Annotated in this window: 13 protein-coding genes and 1 other annotated feature; of the genes, 1 reads left to right on the top strand and 12 read right to left on the bottom strand. The window is 36.9% G+C overall.

The annotated features are described in order from the left end of the window. Window positions 1-101: 101 nt before the first annotated feature. On the bottom strand, window positions 102-548 hold the full coding sequence (locus DW761_RS13170) for a Spx/MgsR family RNA polymerase-binding regulatory protein (protein WP_117452703.1): 447 nt from the start codon (window positions 546-548) through the stop codon (window positions 102-104). A gap of 134 nt (window positions 549-682) precedes the next feature. After that, window positions 683-880, top strand: a binding site (T-box leader). 33 nt (window positions 881-913) lie between these two features. On the opposite strand from DW761_RS13170, the gene trpS reads away from it, so the two are divergent. Next, complete coding sequence (gene trpS / locus DW761_RS13165; RefSeq protein WP_117452704.1) at window positions 914-1,900, top strand: tryptophan--tRNA ligase; 987 nt, start codon at window positions 914-916, stop codon at window positions 1,898-1,900. A gap of 61 nt (window positions 1,901-1,961) precedes the next feature. Here trpS and DW761_RS13160 read toward each other — a convergent pair whose 3' ends face one another. The 11 genes from DW761_RS13160 to DW761_RS13110 all read right to left on the bottom strand — a co-directional run bounded on the left by DW761_RS13160 (window position 1,962) and on the right by DW761_RS13110 (window position 18,822). Beyond that, on the bottom strand, window positions 1,962-2,795 hold the full coding sequence (locus DW761_RS13160) for an undecaprenyl-diphosphate phosphatase (RefSeq protein WP_117518426.1): 834 nt from the start codon (window positions 2,793-2,795) through the stop codon (window positions 1,962-1,964). 79 nt (window positions 2,796-2,874) lie between these two features. Beyond that, the gene (gene murD / locus DW761_RS13155) at window positions 2,875-4,191 is read right to left on the bottom strand and encodes a UDP-N-acetylmuramoyl-L-alanine--D-glutamate ligase (protein ID WP_117518425.1); all 1,317 of its coding nucleotides are present in this window, start codon (window positions 4,189-4,191) and stop codon (window positions 2,875-2,877) included. A 1-nt stretch (window position 4,192) separates the two neighbouring features. Next, window positions 4,193-5,098, bottom strand: coding sequence for a phospho-N-acetylmuramoyl-pentapeptide-transferase (gene mraY / locus DW761_RS13150; protein WP_394336419.1), 906 nt, complete (start codon window positions 5,096-5,098; stop codon window positions 4,193-4,195). 53 nt (window positions 5,099-5,151) lie between these two features. Further along, window positions 5,152-6,570, bottom strand: a complete 1,419-nt coding sequence (locus DW761_RS13145) for a UDP-N-acetylmuramoyl-L-alanyl-D-glutamate--2,6-diaminopimelate ligase (RefSeq protein ID WP_117518424.1) — start codon at window positions 6,568-6,570, stop codon at window positions 5,152-5,154. Continuing rightward, window positions 6,554-8,470, bottom strand: a complete 1,917-nt coding sequence (locus DW761_RS13140) for a penicillin-binding transpeptidase domain-containing protein (RefSeq protein WP_117452709.1) — start codon at window positions 8,468-8,470, stop codon at window positions 6,554-6,556. The genes DW761_RS13145 and DW761_RS13140 overlap by 17 nt, the downstream gene beginning before the upstream one ends. 69 nt (window positions 8,471-8,539) lie before the next feature. Then, window positions 8,540-10,723, bottom strand: coding sequence for a penicillin-binding protein (locus DW761_RS13135; RefSeq protein ID WP_117452710.1), 2,184 nt, complete (start codon window positions 10,721-10,723; stop codon window positions 8,540-8,542). A 148-nt stretch (window positions 10,724-10,871) separates the two neighbouring features. After that, window positions 10,872-11,180, bottom strand: coding sequence for a cell division protein FtsL (locus tag DW761_RS13130; protein WP_117452711.1), 309 nt, complete (start codon window positions 11,178-11,180; stop codon window positions 10,872-10,874). Window positions 11,181-11,192: 12 nt separating this feature from the next. Continuing rightward, window positions 11,193-12,125 (bottom strand): 16S rRNA (cytosine(1402)-N(4))-methyltransferase RsmH, encoded by a 933-nt coding sequence (gene rsmH, locus DW761_RS13125; RefSeq protein WP_117518423.1) that lies wholly within the window; start codon window positions 12,123-12,125, stop codon window positions 11,193-11,195. Between the two features lies 1 nt (window position 12,126). After that, window positions 12,127-12,558, bottom strand: a complete 432-nt coding sequence (gene mraZ / locus DW761_RS13120) for a division/cell wall cluster transcriptional repressor MraZ (protein WP_117452713.1) — start codon at window positions 12,556-12,558, stop codon at window positions 12,127-12,129. Between the two features lie 246 nt (window positions 12,559-12,804). Beyond that, window positions 12,805-14,376 (bottom strand): ClC family H(+)/Cl(-) exchange transporter, encoded by a 1,572-nt coding sequence (locus DW761_RS13115; protein ID WP_117518422.1) that lies wholly within the window; start codon window positions 14,374-14,376, stop codon window positions 12,805-12,807. 105 nt (window positions 14,377-14,481) lie between these two features. Continuing rightward, entirely contained in the window at window positions 14,482-18,822 is a 4,341-nt protein-coding gene (locus DW761_RS13110; RefSeq protein WP_117518421.1) for a PolC-type DNA polymerase III, read from the bottom strand. Window positions 18,823-18,901: the final 79 nt, after the last annotated feature.

Genomic DNA, 18,901 nt, shown 5'->3' with positions numbered 1-18,901 from the left:
CAAACATCCTTCCTCCTGTCAACGCTTTTTTTATCTTTTTTTCGTTTTTTTTCATAAAATTTCATGTAAATGCTTACATTGCCTTTTATAAAAAATGCAGCTTAGTTTGCTGCATTTTCACTATTTTCTCTTACTTTGCCACAGATTGGATAATTTGCACAGGATGGATTACATGCCTTAGCCGCAACAACTCTCAACTGTGGTGGTACCAAAGTTGTAATTTCGTCATCATCATATCCAACAACAAAGCTTTTTTCACTAATCATAATTGGTCGTTTCAGAATACTAGGATTTTTCTGAATCAATTCCACCAACTCTTTGATTGAGAAATCATCTAAACTACGATTCAGTTCCTGGAATGCTTTAGAACGTGTACTAATTAAATCCTCAGTACCATTTTCACTTCGCTGTAAAAGATATTTGATTTCGTCTTCTTTTAATAAAGTTGTAAAAATATTCTTTTCAATGAATTTCATATCATTGTCTTTCAACCATTGTTTCGCCTTGCGACAGCTAGCACAACCCGGAGATGTATATAAAATGATCATATGAGAACCTCCTTCATTTCATCTATGTATATTATATAGGATAGTGGTATTGATTGAAAGTATTTTTTTTGGATTGGATGAATTTTCTTGAAAATGACTTGTCAATTGAAATTTGAAATAGTATGATAATAAAGGAAACCACGAAGATAAAGATTTAGTAGAAATATAAATGCTGGTATAGAGAGCTGATGGTTGGTGTAAATCAGTACGGTTTATATTTTGAATTGGGACTTTGGAGTGGATCGTATGATCGGTTACTCGCCGTTATCGAGAAGTGACTTTCTAAGGAAAGTAAGTTGGGTGGTACCACGTAAGAGAAAAGCGTCCCTTCGTTGGTGCTTTTTTTATTTATAAGGAGGAATACAATGAAACGTATGTTGAGCGGCATTAAGCCGACTGGTCGATTGACACTTGGTAATTATATCGGTGCAATTCGAAATTTTGTGAATTATCAGAATGATTATGAAATGTATATTTTTATCGCAAATATGCATGCCATTACAGTCCCACAGGAGAAAGCGGAATTAAAACGCAATACAAAAGATTTAATTGCTTTATACATCGCTTGTGGTTTAGATCCTGAACGTGTGACGATTTTCTTACAGAGTGATGTGCATGAACATGCAGAACTTGGATGGATCATGACATGTAATTCTTATATGGGAGAATTACAGCGTATGACGCAATATAAGGATAAAACTGCCAAAGGTGAAACGGGTATTACTGCCGGCTTGTTTACTTATCCTTCTTTAATGGCTGCGGATATTTTATTATATGATGCGGATTATGTACCTGTTGGTGTGGATCAGAAGCAGCATGTGGAATTAACACGTAATCTAGCTGAACGTTTTAATAATCGTTATGGAGATACCTTTGTGGTTCCTGAACCATTGGTTGAAAAAGTTGGTGCTAAGGTTTATTCTTTACAGGATCCTACTAAGAAAATGAGTAAATCTGACGCCAATCCTAAAGGAACGATTGATTTGTTAGACGAGCCTAGTGTAGCGCGTAAGAAAATCATGTCTGCTGTAACTGATTCCATTGGTATTATCCAATATGATCCTGAAAATCAGCCAGGTATTTCTAATCTTCTAACAATTTTATCAAGTTTAAGTGGTGAATCTATCGAAAGTATTGTTGCTCGTTATGATGGAAAAGGTTATGGCGACTTCAAAAAAGAAGTTGGGCAGTGTGTATTTGATTTCTTAACAGAGCTTCAAAATAAGTATAAAGAAATCATTTCCAGTGGTCTGATTGAAAAAGTAATCAAAGAAGGCGATGAAAAAGCCAGATATATCGCTAGGAAAAAAGTAAATAAAGTAAAGAAAAAAGTTGGATTAGAAATTTTCTAATTTACGTATACAAAAAGCTTTCTGTCATATTGAATAAATACAGAAAGCTTTTTTATAATCATTAAATAACATGAAAGAAGAAACAGCCAAGTACGATAATACCCAATACAATACGATACCATCCAAATACCTTGAAATCGTGTTTTTTAATATAGCTCATTAAGAAACGAATCACAAGAATAGAAACGATAAATGCTACGATCATACCTGTCAAAAGAATCGCAATTTCAGATCCTTTGAATGCCAATCCAAATTTTACTATTTTCAATAAACTAGCACCAAACATTACTGGAATTGCCAAGAAGAATGTAAATTCTGCAGCGATTGTACGGCTGACACCAATCATCAATCCGCCTAAAATTGTAGCGCCACTTCTTGATGTTCCAGGAAATATTGCCGCAATCAATTGGAATGCGCCAATAATGATTGCATCTTTATAACTTAAATCCTGCAATGTCATAACTCTGGCACGTTTGTGCTTGTTTTTATTTTCGATAAACAAGAAGGCGATACCTACAAGTACCAGCATTGTTGCCACGGTAATCGAGTTATATAAATATTTTTCTAAAATATCGTCGAATAATATACCAACAATCGCAGCTGGTACACATGCAACTATGATTTTCCCCCATAAATTCATGATATCATAACGAATCAATGGACGATTTTTATTTTTGAAATTGAATGGAAATATTTTATTCCAGTATAATAAGACAACGGCCAAAATGGCACCTAATTGAATTACTACTAGAAATACATTCCAGAATTCCGGTGACACCTTCATAGGTAAAATTTCTTCAAATAAAATCATATGTCCTGTGGAGCTGACGGGCAGCCATTCTGTCACACCTTCCACAATACCATATAAGATAGCTTTTATAATTTCAAATAACATAATAGACTCCTTTTTTTGTTTTCTATACTATTCTATCCCAAAACTATACAAAGTACAATGCTAATTTCTAACGAATTCCTTACATTTTATCTAAGTATTTATGGACCATGTCCTTAAACATGCGTCCCCTTACTTCATAATTTGGGAATTGGTCATAACTTGAACATGCCGGAGATAACAGGATAACATCGCCTGCCTGGGATAAGCGAATTGCTTCATCCAGTGCTTCTTTCATCGTTTCCTGTGTTATGACATGTTGAAATATTTCCTTGAATTTTTCTTTTGTTTCTCCAAAAGCAACACAGTATTTGACGCGTTCATCAAATTGTTTTAAATCATCAAAACTGATACCTTTATCATGCCCGCCAGCTAGCAGGATAATATTTTTTTCAAAGGATGATAACGCTGCTGTTACTGCATGGGTATTGGTGGCTTTACTATCATTATAGAATCGGACACCATTTTTTTCTCCAATATATTCTAAACGATGTTCCACTGGCTGAAACTCACGAATCGTTTTTCTGATATTTTCAATGGATACACCCAGTTTATAAGCCATACAGCTGGCGACCATAGCATTGCTCAGGTTATAATCTCCAACGATTTTAAATTCTTTTTCTTCAAACAGCATTTCATCTTTCAAATAGACTTTTCCATCTTTTCGATATAAATCTACATCTTGTCTTGTTAATGAAAAATCAATCATGGTACAAGGAATATTTTGTGCATATTCCATTACTGTTGGATCATCTACATTGCGCAAGAACCAATCATCTGCTTTACAGTTTTCATAAATCCTCATTTTTGAAGCATAATAGGATTCTACACTTGGCATATAATCTAAATGATCTGGTGCCAGGTTACAGACAACACTTACAGTAGGCGCAAAGGTTTCTATACCTAATAACTGAAAATTACTTAATTCTAATGCGACATCTTTTTCTTCATCTTCATATTCATAAGCCAGTTCACTAAGTGGCCAGCCAATATTTCCTGCTACTATCGCCTTTTTATTATGCTGCAGCATTTCATACAGCATCGTCGTAATCGTTGTTTTTCCATTGGTGCCAGTTACAGCTCCATAATGGAATTTTTTTGCGTAACGATAGCCGATTTCTACTTCTGTCAGTATTTTAATCTTATGGTCCACAAAATATTTCACAAAAGGTACTGTATATTTGATTCCTGGGTTTTTTACTACAAACGCCCATTCTTCATTTTTCAAAGTATCCGGATGTCCATTCTCCCATACACTCATTCCCAATGCTTCTAATTCTTCTTTAGCCTCTATTTTTGACATATCTGTAATGGTTACATCATATCCATGGCGATGCAATAGTTTTGCGACTGCGACACCACTTTTTGCTGCACCAATGACAAGTACTTTTTCACTCATCTTAAATCACTCCCAACCATAATCCAATACATGCAAATATAAAACCAATACACCAAAACATCAAAACAACCTGTGTTTCTTTCATACCACACATCTCAAAATGATGGTGAATAGGCGCCATTTTAAATACACGTTTTCTGGTCAATTTATAACTGGTAACCTGTATAACGACAGATAATACCTCCATTAAGAACACTCCACCAATAATAATCAAAAGCAATTCTTCTTTTAATATCATGGCAGTTGCGGCCAACAGCCCACCAATTGCCAAAGAACCTGTATCTCCCATAAAGATTTTTGCAGGATGCAGATTGAATTTCAGATATCCAATCAGTGATCCGCATACCGCAAGTAAAAACATTGCTAAATCACTTTCTTTTTGCATCAGCGCAAAGATGATATAAGGTGCCATTGCAATCAAAGACGTTCCTGCACATAAGCCATCTAATCCATCGGTTAAATTCACTGCATTGCTTTCTGCCGTAAACATAATAAATATCAACACAAAGTATAAAAAGCCCAGTTCAATACTTATATGCAAAACTGGTATATTTACACTTGTTTGGGCAATGCTTTGATAAATAAAATAAAATACCACTGCTAATACAGATTGCATTAGAAATTTTACAGATGGTTTTAATCCATCATTATTTTTCTTTACCACAATCAAAAAATCATCGATAAATCCAATGACTGCATAACCAAGATACGCAAATATTACAATCAGCATTTCCATAGAAGTGAATGCTTTCGGATTTAAAATCAGCATAATCAGAATTGGTACCAATACAAATACCATTCCACCCATCGTTGGTGTTCCACCTTTTGCTTTATGGCTGGCTAAGCCTTCTTCTCGTTCCACTTGTCCAAATTTGATCTTATGTAGAAACGGGATCAGCTTTGGCATCACCAGTAAGGTAACGATCAAAGAACACCCGAATGCCAGTATATAATTCAAGTTCAATGGTTTTCCTCCTCACATAATCGTTTCTTAACGATATCTCTATCCGAAAAAGGGTAGTAATGATGTTGTATCATTTGATAATCTTCGTTTCCTTTTCCAGCGATTATTATTATATCACTATTTCGTGCACATTTAACAGCATGTTTTATCGCAAAGCTGCGATTTTCAAATATTTCTACATGTTCTCCTGCATTTGTGCACATATCGTACAGGATTTCATGTATTTCCTCTCCTCTTGGATTATCAGAAGTAAAGATTGCTATATCACTATACGTTCTTGCGATATCTGCCATAAATGCGCGTTTGGTTTTATCCCGATCACCGCCACATCCAATGATTGTGATGATATTTCTTCGCTTTACCGATTGAGCAAATTGTAAAAGATTCAATAATGCATCTGGTGTATGCGCAAAATCTATCCAGATATGATAGCCTTTTCCCTTTAATACTTCCATTCTTCCCGCAACTGCCTTTATTTGTTCACAGGCTTTCTGCATTAATGATACTTCGATATTTAGTCTTCTTCCTGCCGCAATGACACTTGCGATATTATATACATTAAACATTCCCAGCAGGTGGGTATGATAGGGTATATGATCAAAGATAAAAGCGGCATCATGATCACTTAACTGAATATTTTCTAACACCATATGTGCATCACGCATGCCAATGGTCAAACTGGCACCATGGTATAAATATGCGAAATCACGCATTTCTTTTAAATCTTTCTGATAGATGATCAAACCATCCGTTTTTAAATATCTCCTTAATTTGAACTTTGTGAAACGATAATGGGTTTTTGTCAGATGATAATCTAAATGGTCCTGTGTGATATTGGTATAGATAATGATATCATATTGAATGAAGTTAATCCGATTTTGATCAATCGCATGCGAGCTGACTTCCATAACGACTCCATCTAATCCTAACATGTTTGCCGTATGAAAAAATTGTGCCAGTTCAAAACAATCAGGTGTTGTGTTTGAAATAGGAATGATCTGATCCAGAAAAGTTACCTGTCCCGTTCCAATACGCATAACTTCTTTTCCACAGATATGAAGCATTTGTGACAAGTAAGATGTGACACTGGTTTTCCCATTGGTACCACTGACGCCTGCCACAAAGATGTCTTTGCATAAATCACCATAATACAGCTCAATCAAAGCCTGTGCGATATCTTCAACACATTCACATACATAAATATCCTTACCTGGTTTTTCTTTATCACATAAAACCACTGCCCCTTTGGCTAAGGCCTGTTTGATATAGGATTGTTTTTTTTCTTCCAACACACGCCAGCATACATAGATTTCATCTTTTTTCACATGTCCACTGTGATCACATATTCCAAGAATTTCTCGTTCATCTTCACAATCGATATGCAACATTCCCATAAGCTCACTTAATTTTGTCATTTCCAAGATAAATCCAGACCTCCCCTTGTTCACCCAGTGTGGTGCCGGCTTCCGGCATCTGTTCCATAACGGTATCACCTTCTCCAATAAAGGTGAAAGTAACACCTTCCTGTGTTACATCTTTCTTTTTCTTTCCCACAAAATCCTGAACTTTAATATTTTCTGTTTCTGGCCAAATCAGTTTCTTTGGTATCTGATCTTTGGTTTTCTTTACCCCCAGATAAGGAAGTATATCTTCGTAACATGCTTTCGCAATAGGCGCAATGACGGTACCACCATACAAAACATCATTTTTGGGACTGTCTGCGGCGATATATAATACGATTTTAGGATTATCAATTGGGGCAGCACTTAAAAAGGACAAGACATAATTGGTACTGGAATATACTCCGTTTTCTGCCTTTTGTGCTGTACCGGTTTTACCACCGATTTTATACCCTTCCATATAAGCTGGTTTACCTCCCCCATTGGCAACAACGCTTTCTAGTGCATAACGCATCTTCTTGCTGGTATCCTCACTGATAACACGCCGATTAACGGTTGGTTTTTGTTCCATGATGACTTCATTGGTGATGGGATCATTCACACTTTTTGTGATATATGGTTTATATAAGGTTCCCCCATTAACAATTGCAGAGAAGGCTGTAACCAGCTGGATGGGCGTCACACTTAACCCCTGTCCAAAGGCCACTGTTGCCTGTTCTACTTCTCCCATAGCTTCTTTTTTAAACATGATCCCACTGCTTTCCCCTGGTAAATCAATACCTGTTTTTTCCCCAAAGCCAAACTTTTTCACATATGCATACTCATTATCTAATCCCATTCTGCGTGATATTTCCACAAATCCCGGATTACTGGAATTCTCCAATACCTGAAGAAATGTCTGTAGCCCATGGCCGCCAGCTTTCCATGATTTGATTCGTGCACCGCCAACCATTTCATATCCTTTATCCATATACGTATCTTTATACATATCAAACAGATTCAGCTCTAATGCAGAAGAAAATATAACGGATTTAAAAGTAGAACCTGGCTCATAACTCATCCAGATTGGTAGATTTCGATTATATACATCACTGGAATAGTCCTGATAATGATTAGGATCAAAATCCGGTTTACTGACCATCGCAAGCACTTCTCCAGTATTCGGATCCATCGCTAGTGCCAATGCACTTTTTGGACTGTATTTTTTTACTAGATTATTAATTTCACGTTCTAATACATCCTGTATGTTAGAATCAATTGTTAATTTTACATTCATGCCTCTGCCAGGTGCTTCATAGTTTTCCTGATATAAGTCTACATTATGACCTTTGGCATCAAAAGGAATATGCAATGCCCCACTTTTTGCGGTCAAGATATCATTATATTGTAATTCTAAACCTGCAAGTCCCTGATTATCGATACCGGTAAATCCCAGCACCTGCGCCAAATAGTTATTGTTGGGGTAATTACGTAAACTATCCTGTACCAGATATACACCATCCAGATCCATCGCTTCCAGTTTTTTTGCTTTATCATCACTGATGAGTCGTCCTTCCGGCTGAATTTTCTGCGTAGATACATGCTTGCTAATCGTTGCCTTGATTTTAGCCTTATCCGCACCCAGAATTTCACTTAATTTTTCAGCTGTTGCATCTGGATCTTTGATCTGTGCAGGGACCACCATGACACTGGTACTTGGAATATCATGTGCCAAAACATTGCCATTCTTATCAAGAATAGAACCTCTTAATCCTGCAATTGTAAATTCACGTTCCCATAAAGATAATGCTTTTTCCATAATATCTTCATGATGGAATATTTGTTCATAGCCTAATTTTCCCAAGATACAACAAAAAATCATGATTGTACAAAGAAATATCAAACTGATTCTTTTCTTTACTTTTCCACGCAGCACATTATACACCTCATCCACATTGTATGTAGCATATCGAAAAAAAAGAAGTCATCCACAATAAGATGACCTCTATTTCAATTGTACTTTGATTTCACTATCGGCATTGATTGCCTGACCTTTTTTCACACTTTGTTTATATACACTGCCACTACCCTCCATCTGGATTTCAATACCTGTTAATTTCCAGAATGCGGTGATATCCTTCATAGTCCAACCACTCATATCCGGCATGGTAATTTTAGTGCCATCACTCATCAAAAAGATATTTTGATTACTGATGATTGATTCCCCACCATCTGGATATTGTGAAATAATATTGTCGCCATTGCCAATAATTACCTTTTCTACCTTCATACCTGATAATTTATTCTTCGCATAATCCAAACTATGATTTACCAAAGAAGGCATCGTATATTCTGCGTAATTATTTGTTTTCTTCGTGCTATTGGCATCATTAGAACTACCAGTAATACCCTGTGCAATCAATGCTTCACGCATAGCATCTTTAAAATATTCACGACTAAAGTTAGTGTAATCCCCACCTTCAAATGCATAATACATCATGATTTTTGGATCATCTGCAGGTGCTGCCGCCATTACAGACATTATCCATCTTCCATCCATATATCCTGTGGAAGTTGAGATTTGTCCTGTACCTGTTTTGGCGATGACATCCACATCATCCATCTTAAATACCTGACCTGTTCCATCAGGATCATTGACAACCAAACCCATCAATTTCTTTACATAATCGCTGGTTTCTTTTTTGATTGGCGTACCTACACTTTGTGGCTCATATTGTTCAATGACTTTATGAGAATTTCCATCTTCAATACGATCCACTACATATGGCCGCATCATTTTTCCATCATTAAATATGGCAGTATACGCCTGAACCATTTGTAAAGCCGTTACGTTGATACTTTGACCAAAACCGGTTGATAATTTTTCAATCGGATAATTAAAATTGATATTTCCCGCTTCATTTTTTACAAATGGGGTATCCACAGGTTTTAAAAATCCGAATTTATCAATGTATTCACGATAGATTTCTGGTGTAATATGATTGGTTAACAGCTCACAGATTGCGATATTACTAGATCTTGCGAATCCTTTATCAAAAGTAAGCGTACCCATTGAATGATGTTCAGCATCCCATATTGTCCCCAACGCATTTTCGGCTGAATTTACACGCACAATTTTTCCATCCTGTGTCGTTGAAAAATAGAATACATTGGCTGTATATTTCTGATTATATGGATATTTTCCTACATCCAAAACAGAGGAATAGGTGACACCCTTCATTACGGAACCTGGTTCATAAATGAATGTACTGTTATTGTCTATATATTGTTTTAAATCATTACGCGTATTTAAATCAAAGGAAGGATAACTTGACCATCCTAAAATCTTACCGGTTTCTACCTCCACTGCTAGTACCCACGCTTTATTTACTTTACCAGAGAATTTCATTGTCTTTTTCATCAGACTCTCTAATGCCAGCTGTACATTTTGATCAATGGTCAGATATACATCATTACCATCCTCTTTATAGGCTTCCACAAATGTGGTACCTGGCAACGTGTTTCCATTTTTATCTTTTTGACTCGTGGTTTTCCCATCCTTGCCAGTTAGATATTTATTTAATGTTTCTTCTAATCCCATGCGACCGGTAATCGCTTTTTGTTCCTCATCATATTGTGCATATCCAATGAGTGTACTAGCAAAATAACTGTTTGGATATTTTCGTTCTACCGTTTGTGTAAATTCAATACCTGGCAGCTGTAGCGCTTCAATACTTTCTTTGACACTGGCACTTAAATTTTTTCCTTTGGTGCCAAGTTCTGTTTGATAGGCACCTTTCGCCTTGGCATTTTCTAAGATTGTCTTGATATCTTCAGCTTTCATTCCCAGCTTTTCACTTAATAATTTTGATGTTTTATCAAAATCACTGACATAAGCTGGTGTTTCATTTAATCCTTTACGATCTTCATTCAGATATACGATGATAGAATAAGTATTTTCATCTGTGGCAATCACTTCTCCATTACGATCATAAATGGTTCCTCTACTTGCCTTTACCGTTGTTTCCTTTGTGCCATCATCGCCTTTATATGCCAGAATATCTTGACCACTTCTAAAATGGTTGTGGGTGATCATTGTATAGAACACATTCATGATAATGATTGTTGCCACAACCCCCATAATCATCGCAATGATCGTTAACGTACGATTACTTCTTCTTGTATTCATGTATCATCCCACCTTTACTGATCTTCGTAAAATTTGTTTATGCACTGTAAGAACATATATGTTTCATTATATCCCAAACATAGTAAAAAGGACATTGGTCACGATATCTACCGCAACAAGTCCCTCATGATCTATTTTGCCCTCTGTATTACTCTTTAGAATCCCCAATCAATGTAACGTTTTTTTGATTTGTTTTGATATTATCTTTTTCCGCTACACTTAAAACATGTTCACGGCTTTGTAAGTTGGTTACTTCAGATTGCAAATCTGCGACAGCCTGAGATAGTTCTTTGTTTTTCGCTTCAATCTGCGTTTTTTTCAAAGACAGAGAATAGTTATAACTTTGTAAACCATATTTTGCGCCTAAAAACAAACAGATTGCTAGCACCATCATCATGGATGCCAAACGATCAATACGTAATCTTTTTTTTCTTTTTACAAGTTTTGCCTTCGCCATTTTCTCATCACCCTATCTGACCCTTTCTATAATTCTAAGTTTTGCACTATGACTGCGATTATTTTCTTCCAGTTCCTCTTCACTTGCCAGAATTGGCTTGCGATTTACCAAACGATATGGTGCCTCTTCAATTTCATTTGGCAGTAAAGGAATTCGTTTATCAATTTTTGGTCCTTTGCTTCTTGAAGCAAAGGTATCTTTTACAATACGATCCTCTAATGATTGAAAACTGATGACTGCAAGTCTTCCACCAACTTCCAACATATCAAGTGCATCATCCAATACAATCTGTAGTTCCCTTAATTCATCATTTACCGCAATACGGATAGCCTGAAATATTTTTTTCGCAGGATGTCCTTTTTTATTTAAAACCTTTGCCGGTAATGCTGACTTGATGATGTCAACCAGTTCAAATGTTGTATCAATTGGCTTTTGTTCTCTTGTTTGTTCAATTTTTCTTGCAATTTGTTTAGAAAAAGAATCCTCACCATATTGATAGAAGATTCTGACCAATTCATGATAATCCCATGTATTGACGATCGTCCATGCATCCAGCGCCTGTGTCTGGTCCATACGCATGTCGAGTGGCGCATCAAATCGATAAGAGAATCCTCGCTTCGCTTCATCAAACTGTGGACTGGAAACGCCTAAATCAAGTACCATACCCGAAATAGCCGTTATATCATACTGTGCCAGTTCGTTTTTCATCTGGGAAAAACGATTATGTATTAATGTGAAGTTATCTGATATTTCAGATAATCTTGTCCTGGATTCTTCAATTGCACTTGCATCACGGTCAAACGCATACAAATGTCCTTTTGGAATCCGTTTTAGTATTTCTGAACTATGACCGCCTCTACCAAGCGTACCATCGACATAAATACCATCTTCTCTGATTTTTAAACCTTCAATGCTTTCCATTAATAATACGCTATAGTGTTTCATATCACATCAAGAACTCCGTTAAATTTTCTGCGATTTCTTCAAAGGATTCGCTTCCTTCTTCTTCCATAGGCTCCCATGATTCTTTTGCCCATATTTCTACATGATTTGCAGCACCAATGATGCAGCATTCTTTTTGTATAGAGGCAATTTTGATTAATGAGGCCGGTAATAGTATTCTGCCCTGATTGTCAATATCACATTCAGCGGCCTTGCTCGTCATCATACGTACAAATACACGAGCATCCTTCTTAGTAGATGGCAGTTTCATCAGCTGTTCATAGATAATTTCCCATTGCTTGGTTGTATAAAGTGCAAGGCATCCATCTAAGCCGCGTGTTACGATGACATGTTCTCCAAGTTCTTCCCGAAATTTTGCAGGAATGATGATACGCCCTTTTTTATCAATATTATGTGCGTACTCACCAATGAACATGTTAATCGCCCCACTTTCTACCACTTTCCGCTACTAACTGCCACTATTATACCTCTTTTACCTATCTTTGTACATGGAAAAAGTGAAATTTTTGATTTCACATATTTCATCAAAATACCCTACATTAATCTGTTTTCGCCCTAAAAAAGCGAAGATTCCACATTCTTCGCCTTTTTATTTTATGATATCATCTTATTTTCCAGTTTTTCCCTATATAAAAAAACGAAGACATTTTACATCTTCGTTTTAATCCCAATTATGGGTACAGCATTTTTCTAATTCATGTTGGATATATGGTGCATCTTCATCATTTAATAACGCAATTAATGTATCACCAGTATGCAAAATCGTATTACCTCGCGGTATGATTTCTTTTCCTTGACGATCAATGCTGATAATCAAACACTTGCTTGGCCATTTGATATCCTTGATTGCTTGATCACATACAGGAGAGCCAAGCTCCACAACTGCCTGTACAATATGTTTTTCCCCACCAAATGCAGAAAGATCCACACCGTTTTTCACAAGCAGATTATGCAGTAAACTTTCATAAATCGGTTCACAATTTAATAAAGAAGCACACAGATAAGCCACCAAAGAAACTAGGGCCAATGGTAATAAATGTGTTAATGTTCCTGACATTTCCGCAATCAGTATGATACCTGTAATCGGTGCACGAACAATCGCCGCAAAGGTGCCTGCCATTGCCATAATAATAAAATTGGATAAATACATATCTGGAAAATCAAACATCTGAATCGCGATACTGCCAAAAATTGCGCCGACAAAGCTTCCAAGAACCAGTAATGGGAAGAAAATACCACCAGGTGCTCCAGAACCAAAGCTGATTAATGAAAATGCAAATTTACATACCAGCAGCATCAGCAATGTCTGAATTACAAAAGTATGATTATTGCTTAGCATTTCGATCATGCGATGTCCACTGCCTAATACATCTGGTAAAACAAGTGCCAGTACCCCTGCGACAAGTAATGGCACAATGACACCATAAGCTGAAAAACGACTGTTTGAAAATAACTGCTGCACCTTCATGGTTGATTTATTATAAAGCACACCACCAATTCCACATAAGATGCCTAGTAATAAGATCATTCCATAATATTGAAGTGGCAGGGTTTCTTCTACCACGAAATGGAAAGCTGGAGATAAACCAAATACATTACGCGAAATAAAATCCCCTGTAACGGATGCACACATCACAGAAATCAAAACGGATACATTAAAGTTTTTATGAATTTCTTCTAAAGCAAACATAACTCCCGCAAGTGGTGCATTGAATGCCGCAGATAAGCCGGCTGCCGCCCCACATGTTAAAAGCAGGCGTTCTTCCATTTTCACTTTATGAAATATTTTAGATATACCCTTTCCTGCCATGGCACCTAATTGAATACTTGGACCTTCTCGGCCTAAAGAAAGACCACCAAATGCACATAAAACACCACCTGTGATTTTTGCCAATAATACTTTATACCACTTTTGATCGATGAAAGACATCATTTCTCCTTCCACCTGTGGAATTCCACTGCCACTGATGAGTGGTTCGTATTTTAATAGTCTGGATACGATTACACCTATTATAATCAATACCACAAACCAGCCTAAGATATAAATCGCATGCTGTTGCAGTGTATTTGATACAAAACTGACAAATTCTTCTGCATAACCCAATATGATACGATAAATTACCGCAATGACCCCAGCAACAAGACCTGTCGCTAATCCCTCCAGTATCAACATATATTTAAAATTACTGGCGGAATCAATCACATGAATCGTTGAACCTTTTTTTGCTTTCATAATATCCCTCTTTCATTTGCAGTAAAATTATAGCACAGCTATACATAATCTCAAATCTTCAAAAAAATACCATTCTCTGATTTATTCAGAAAATGGTATGTTTGCTTAGAATAAAGACATTTGGTTTTCATCCTGCAGGCCATCTAATACACCCATGGCTTCCAGCTTTTTAATTAGCGTTCCACTTAAAGATGTACGACGTTGTAAATCCTCTTTGGATAAGAAAGGTCCACTTTTTCTAGCTTCTATTACGGTATCCGCAACACTTTCTCCAAGACCATCAATACTGGTAAATGGTGGAATAATGCGGTTTGGTTCATCAGGATCCACAATAAATTCTTTTGATGATGATTTCATCAGGTTGATATTTTCAAAATAATAACCACGTAATACCATTTCCAAGGCTAGTTCTAAGGTATTGTAGGTATCTTTATCTTTCTTTGTGACCTGATTTTTGTAATCGTTGTTTTTCATCATTTCATTGATCTGTGACATACGCTGGCGAATAGCATTTTCCCCTTTGATCATCGTTTCAATATCATAAGCATCACAACGAATGGAAAAGAACATGCAATAGTAGTATAGAGGCTGATGTACCTTAAACCACGCAATACGAATCGCCATCATAACATAGGCAACGGCATGGGCTTTTGGGAACATATATTTGATCTTCTTACAAGATTCGATATACCAGTCTTCTACCCCATTGGCTTTCATCTCTGGTATCCATTCATCCTTTAAGCCTTTTCCTTTACGTACAGATTCCATGATGGTAAAGGCAAGTTTTGGACGAAGGCCTTTATGAAGCAGATATACCATGATGTCGTCACGACATCCGATAACACTTTTTAAAGTACAAATGCCTTCATCAATCAGGTCCTTGGCATTTCCTAACCATACATCTGTACCATGACTCAATCCAGAAATCTTTAATAATTCATCAAAGGTCGTTGGTCTAGTTAGTTCTAGTATGCCACGTACAAATGGTGTACCAAACTCTGGCAGACCAGCAGCACCTGTCACTTCATCATAACGGGATGTATCAATATGCAAGGCATCCACACTGGAGAATAAACTCATGGTTGCTGGATCATTCATTGGAATTGTACGAACATCGATGCCACTCATTCGCTCTAGCATTTTCATTGCTGTAGGATCAACATGTCCTAAAATATCAAATTTCAGGATATTATCATGAATCTGATGGAAATCGAAGTGGGTGGTTTTCCATTCTGCATAAGGGTTGTTGGCAGGAAATTGTACCGGCGTAAAATCATGTACATCCATATCTAGTGGTACCACGACAATACCGCCAGGATGCTGTCCGGTTGTACGTTTGACCCCTTCACAGCCTTTTGCTAAACGTAAGACCTGGGCATTTCGCATGCTGCCTTCAATACCCATTTCTTCTTCATAACCTTTGACATAACCAAAGGCTGTCTGTGTCGCAACAGTACCAATGGTTCCTGCACGATATACATGGCTTTCACCGAAAACTTCTTTGGTATAGGCGTGAGCGTTAGGCTGATAATCACCGGAGAAGTTCAAGTCGATATCGGGAACTTTATCTCCCTCGAATCCAAGGAAGGTTTCAAATGGGATATCATGACCATCCCCACGGATGATTTCTCCACAATTTGGACATTCAATATCTGGTAAGTCATATCCATTTAATACACTGCCATCTGTAAAGAAATTTACATAATGACATTTTGGACATACATAGTGAGGAGATAATGGATTAACCTCTGTGATTTCCGACATGGTCGCAACAAAACTGGAACCAACGGAGCCTCGACTTCCTACCAGATATCCATCATTTAATGATTTTTTTACTAGCAGATGGGAGATATAGTAGACTACGTAATATCCTGCGCCAATGATACTGTCTAATTCTCTTACTAGTCGTTTTTCAACGATTTCTGGTAATACCGGACCATATTTTTTATGTGCATTTTCAAAACAGATTTCTCTTAGTTTTTGATCAGAGCCTTCGATATCCGGTGGATACAAAGCATCTTTAACTGGGCGTATAATCGCAATCTGATCCGCAATTGCACGCGTATTTTTTACCACGAATTCATAAGCGCGCTGTCTTCCCAGCCATTCAAATTCATCCAGCATTTCTTTTGTGGTACGAAGATGCTGATCCGGGCTTTTAAAACGACGGCGTTTTTCCTGATCATATAGATACAATGGATGACGTCCACCACCAATCGCCTGTGAATTGATATAGATATCCCGTGTCATCTTTTCCTGAGGATCTACATAGTGGGCATCACTGGTTGCGACGATTGGTTTTCCTAGTTTATCTGCCATATCCACGATTGCCTGTACGACTTCCTTTAATCGTTCTTCACTCTCAATAGAGTTTTGATCAATTAGGAAGCGATAGTTAGCAAGTGGCTGTAATTCGATATAATCATAGAACTGCATCACACGCTCTAAATCATCTTCACTACCGGTTCTCGCCATATCAAACACTTCACCATTGACACAACTAGAACCAATCAACAAGTTACCATTCACTCTGCGTTTTTCAATTTCCTTACGTATGATTCTAGGCTCTGCGACAACATTCGCCGTACTTTTATGGTTATAGCTTAAATATTCTGTATGGGATAAGGTAATCAACTCAAACAGCTCTTTTAACCCTGCCATATTTTTAACCAATATCGTCACATGTTTATCTCTTACTTTATTAAAGCACTGTTCATCCTGCATATCCTGTAAATCTTTTAAGGTAGCGATGTGTTTTAATTCATTCATCATATGCATGAAAACCTGTGCTAGAACATTGGCATCATAATCTGCGCGGTGCGCTCCACCGCCTTCTTCATATGGAATACCATACTGTCGGGCTAAATTACCCAATCGATATGCTTTACGATCTAACATACTACGTGCCAAATCCAGCGTATCCACAACCGGATTCATAAGCGGCTTGCGTCCAATTCGTTTTAATGATTCATTCAAGAAGCCATAGTCGAATGTCGCATTATGTGCAACCAAGATACGATCGCCGATAAAATCTAAAATCTCATCTACACACTCTTCAAATGGTTTGGCATTTCGTACATTATCTTCTGTGATACTGGTTAGTTCTGTTGTAAATGCACTTAACTGTACAGGTGGTTTGATAAACAGCTGTAAAGACTTGATACATTCACGGTTCTTTACAATCTGTCCACCAAATTCTATGATATGATCAAATCTAGGTGATAACCCTGTGGTTTCCAAGTCGAATACACAATATTCTCCTTCCTCTAGTTTGGTATCATCTGCATTACGAACGATTCGCAGAATTGGATCGACCATATTCATTTCTACACCATATAAAATCTTCATTGGATGTTCTGGATCTCGTTTTTTATTGATGCCATCCACACACGTTTGTGCGGTAGGAAATGCCTGTACTACACGATGATCAGTCAAAGCTATGGCATCCATTCCCCATTCATCTGCAGTTTTGATATATTCTGTAATATCACATACCCCATCCATTTCGGATAGTTTGGTATGCACGTGTAACTCTACACGTTTTTCTTCTTCCTCATCACAGCGTTTTACTTCAGCGATTTTATCAATCACATGTGGCATAAAAACAAGTTCACGAGAATATGTATCGTATTCTACATTACCATATGCAATGACGCAATCTCCTACTTTGATTTCTCCTAATACTTCTTTGGTAACTGCCCCACGCTCAAAACGTTTCATAATAATTGCATCGTCATCATCCGCAATCCAAAGCGTCTGTATGTCTTTTCCATTACGAAGCGTTCGTGTTTCTGTTTCAAAGATCTTTCCTCTGATTTTTACACCATGGCATTCTTCATTGATATCATGAATCGCAAAAGGCACATAACTGTCTAATCCTTTTTTGCCTTTTGGTTTAAAGTTATAATTTTTCTTTTCTTCAAATGTTTGTACCGGTTTTGGATGATCATCTTTTACCTTGATGGTAGGAATGCTTTGATTCAAAACCATTTCTTCTACATGTATCTCTAATTGTAGACCAACACTTTCCAAAAACTCCTGAACCAGATGTTTATTTTGAATTGCGATATCACGTTGCGCTTCATCAGCGATATGATAAATCAAATATGTTTTTTCAAGAGATGGCAGACTATCTGAAAAAATACGAAGGCCTGGATGGCGTTCTACATAATTACGGATATAATCCGCAATATTTACTAAGTCACTGGTTTTATCTTCTGCACTGATCATTACTTCTACCTGACATCTTGTTATTTTGGCAAGACGCATACAAAAAACATTCCATACATCAAACGGCAGTACAGAAGGCAAAGAAAGTTCCATATGAATACGATGTGTTTGTTTATAATACACCGGTTTCATCACAAAAGAACCTTTTTCAAAATATTGTAAATCAGGATTGTCCTGTTCCATTTTTCTTACTAAATCCACAAGTTTTAGTTCCATAAGATTCCTCATTTCCACTCACAATATGATACCATTTTTCAAGGATAAAAAAAAGGATAAAACTAAGTTTTTTCATATC

Origin of the sequence: Absiella sp. AM29-15 (assembly GCF_003434225.1) — a bacterium.
In the GTDB taxonomy this organism is placed as follows: Bacteria; Bacillota_I; Bacilli_A; order Erysipelotrichales; family Erysipelotrichaceae; genus Hoskinsella; species Hoskinsella hominis.
The sequence above is the reverse complement of the archived record's forward strand: the minus strand, read 5'-3'. Positions and strand labels throughout refer to the sequence as shown.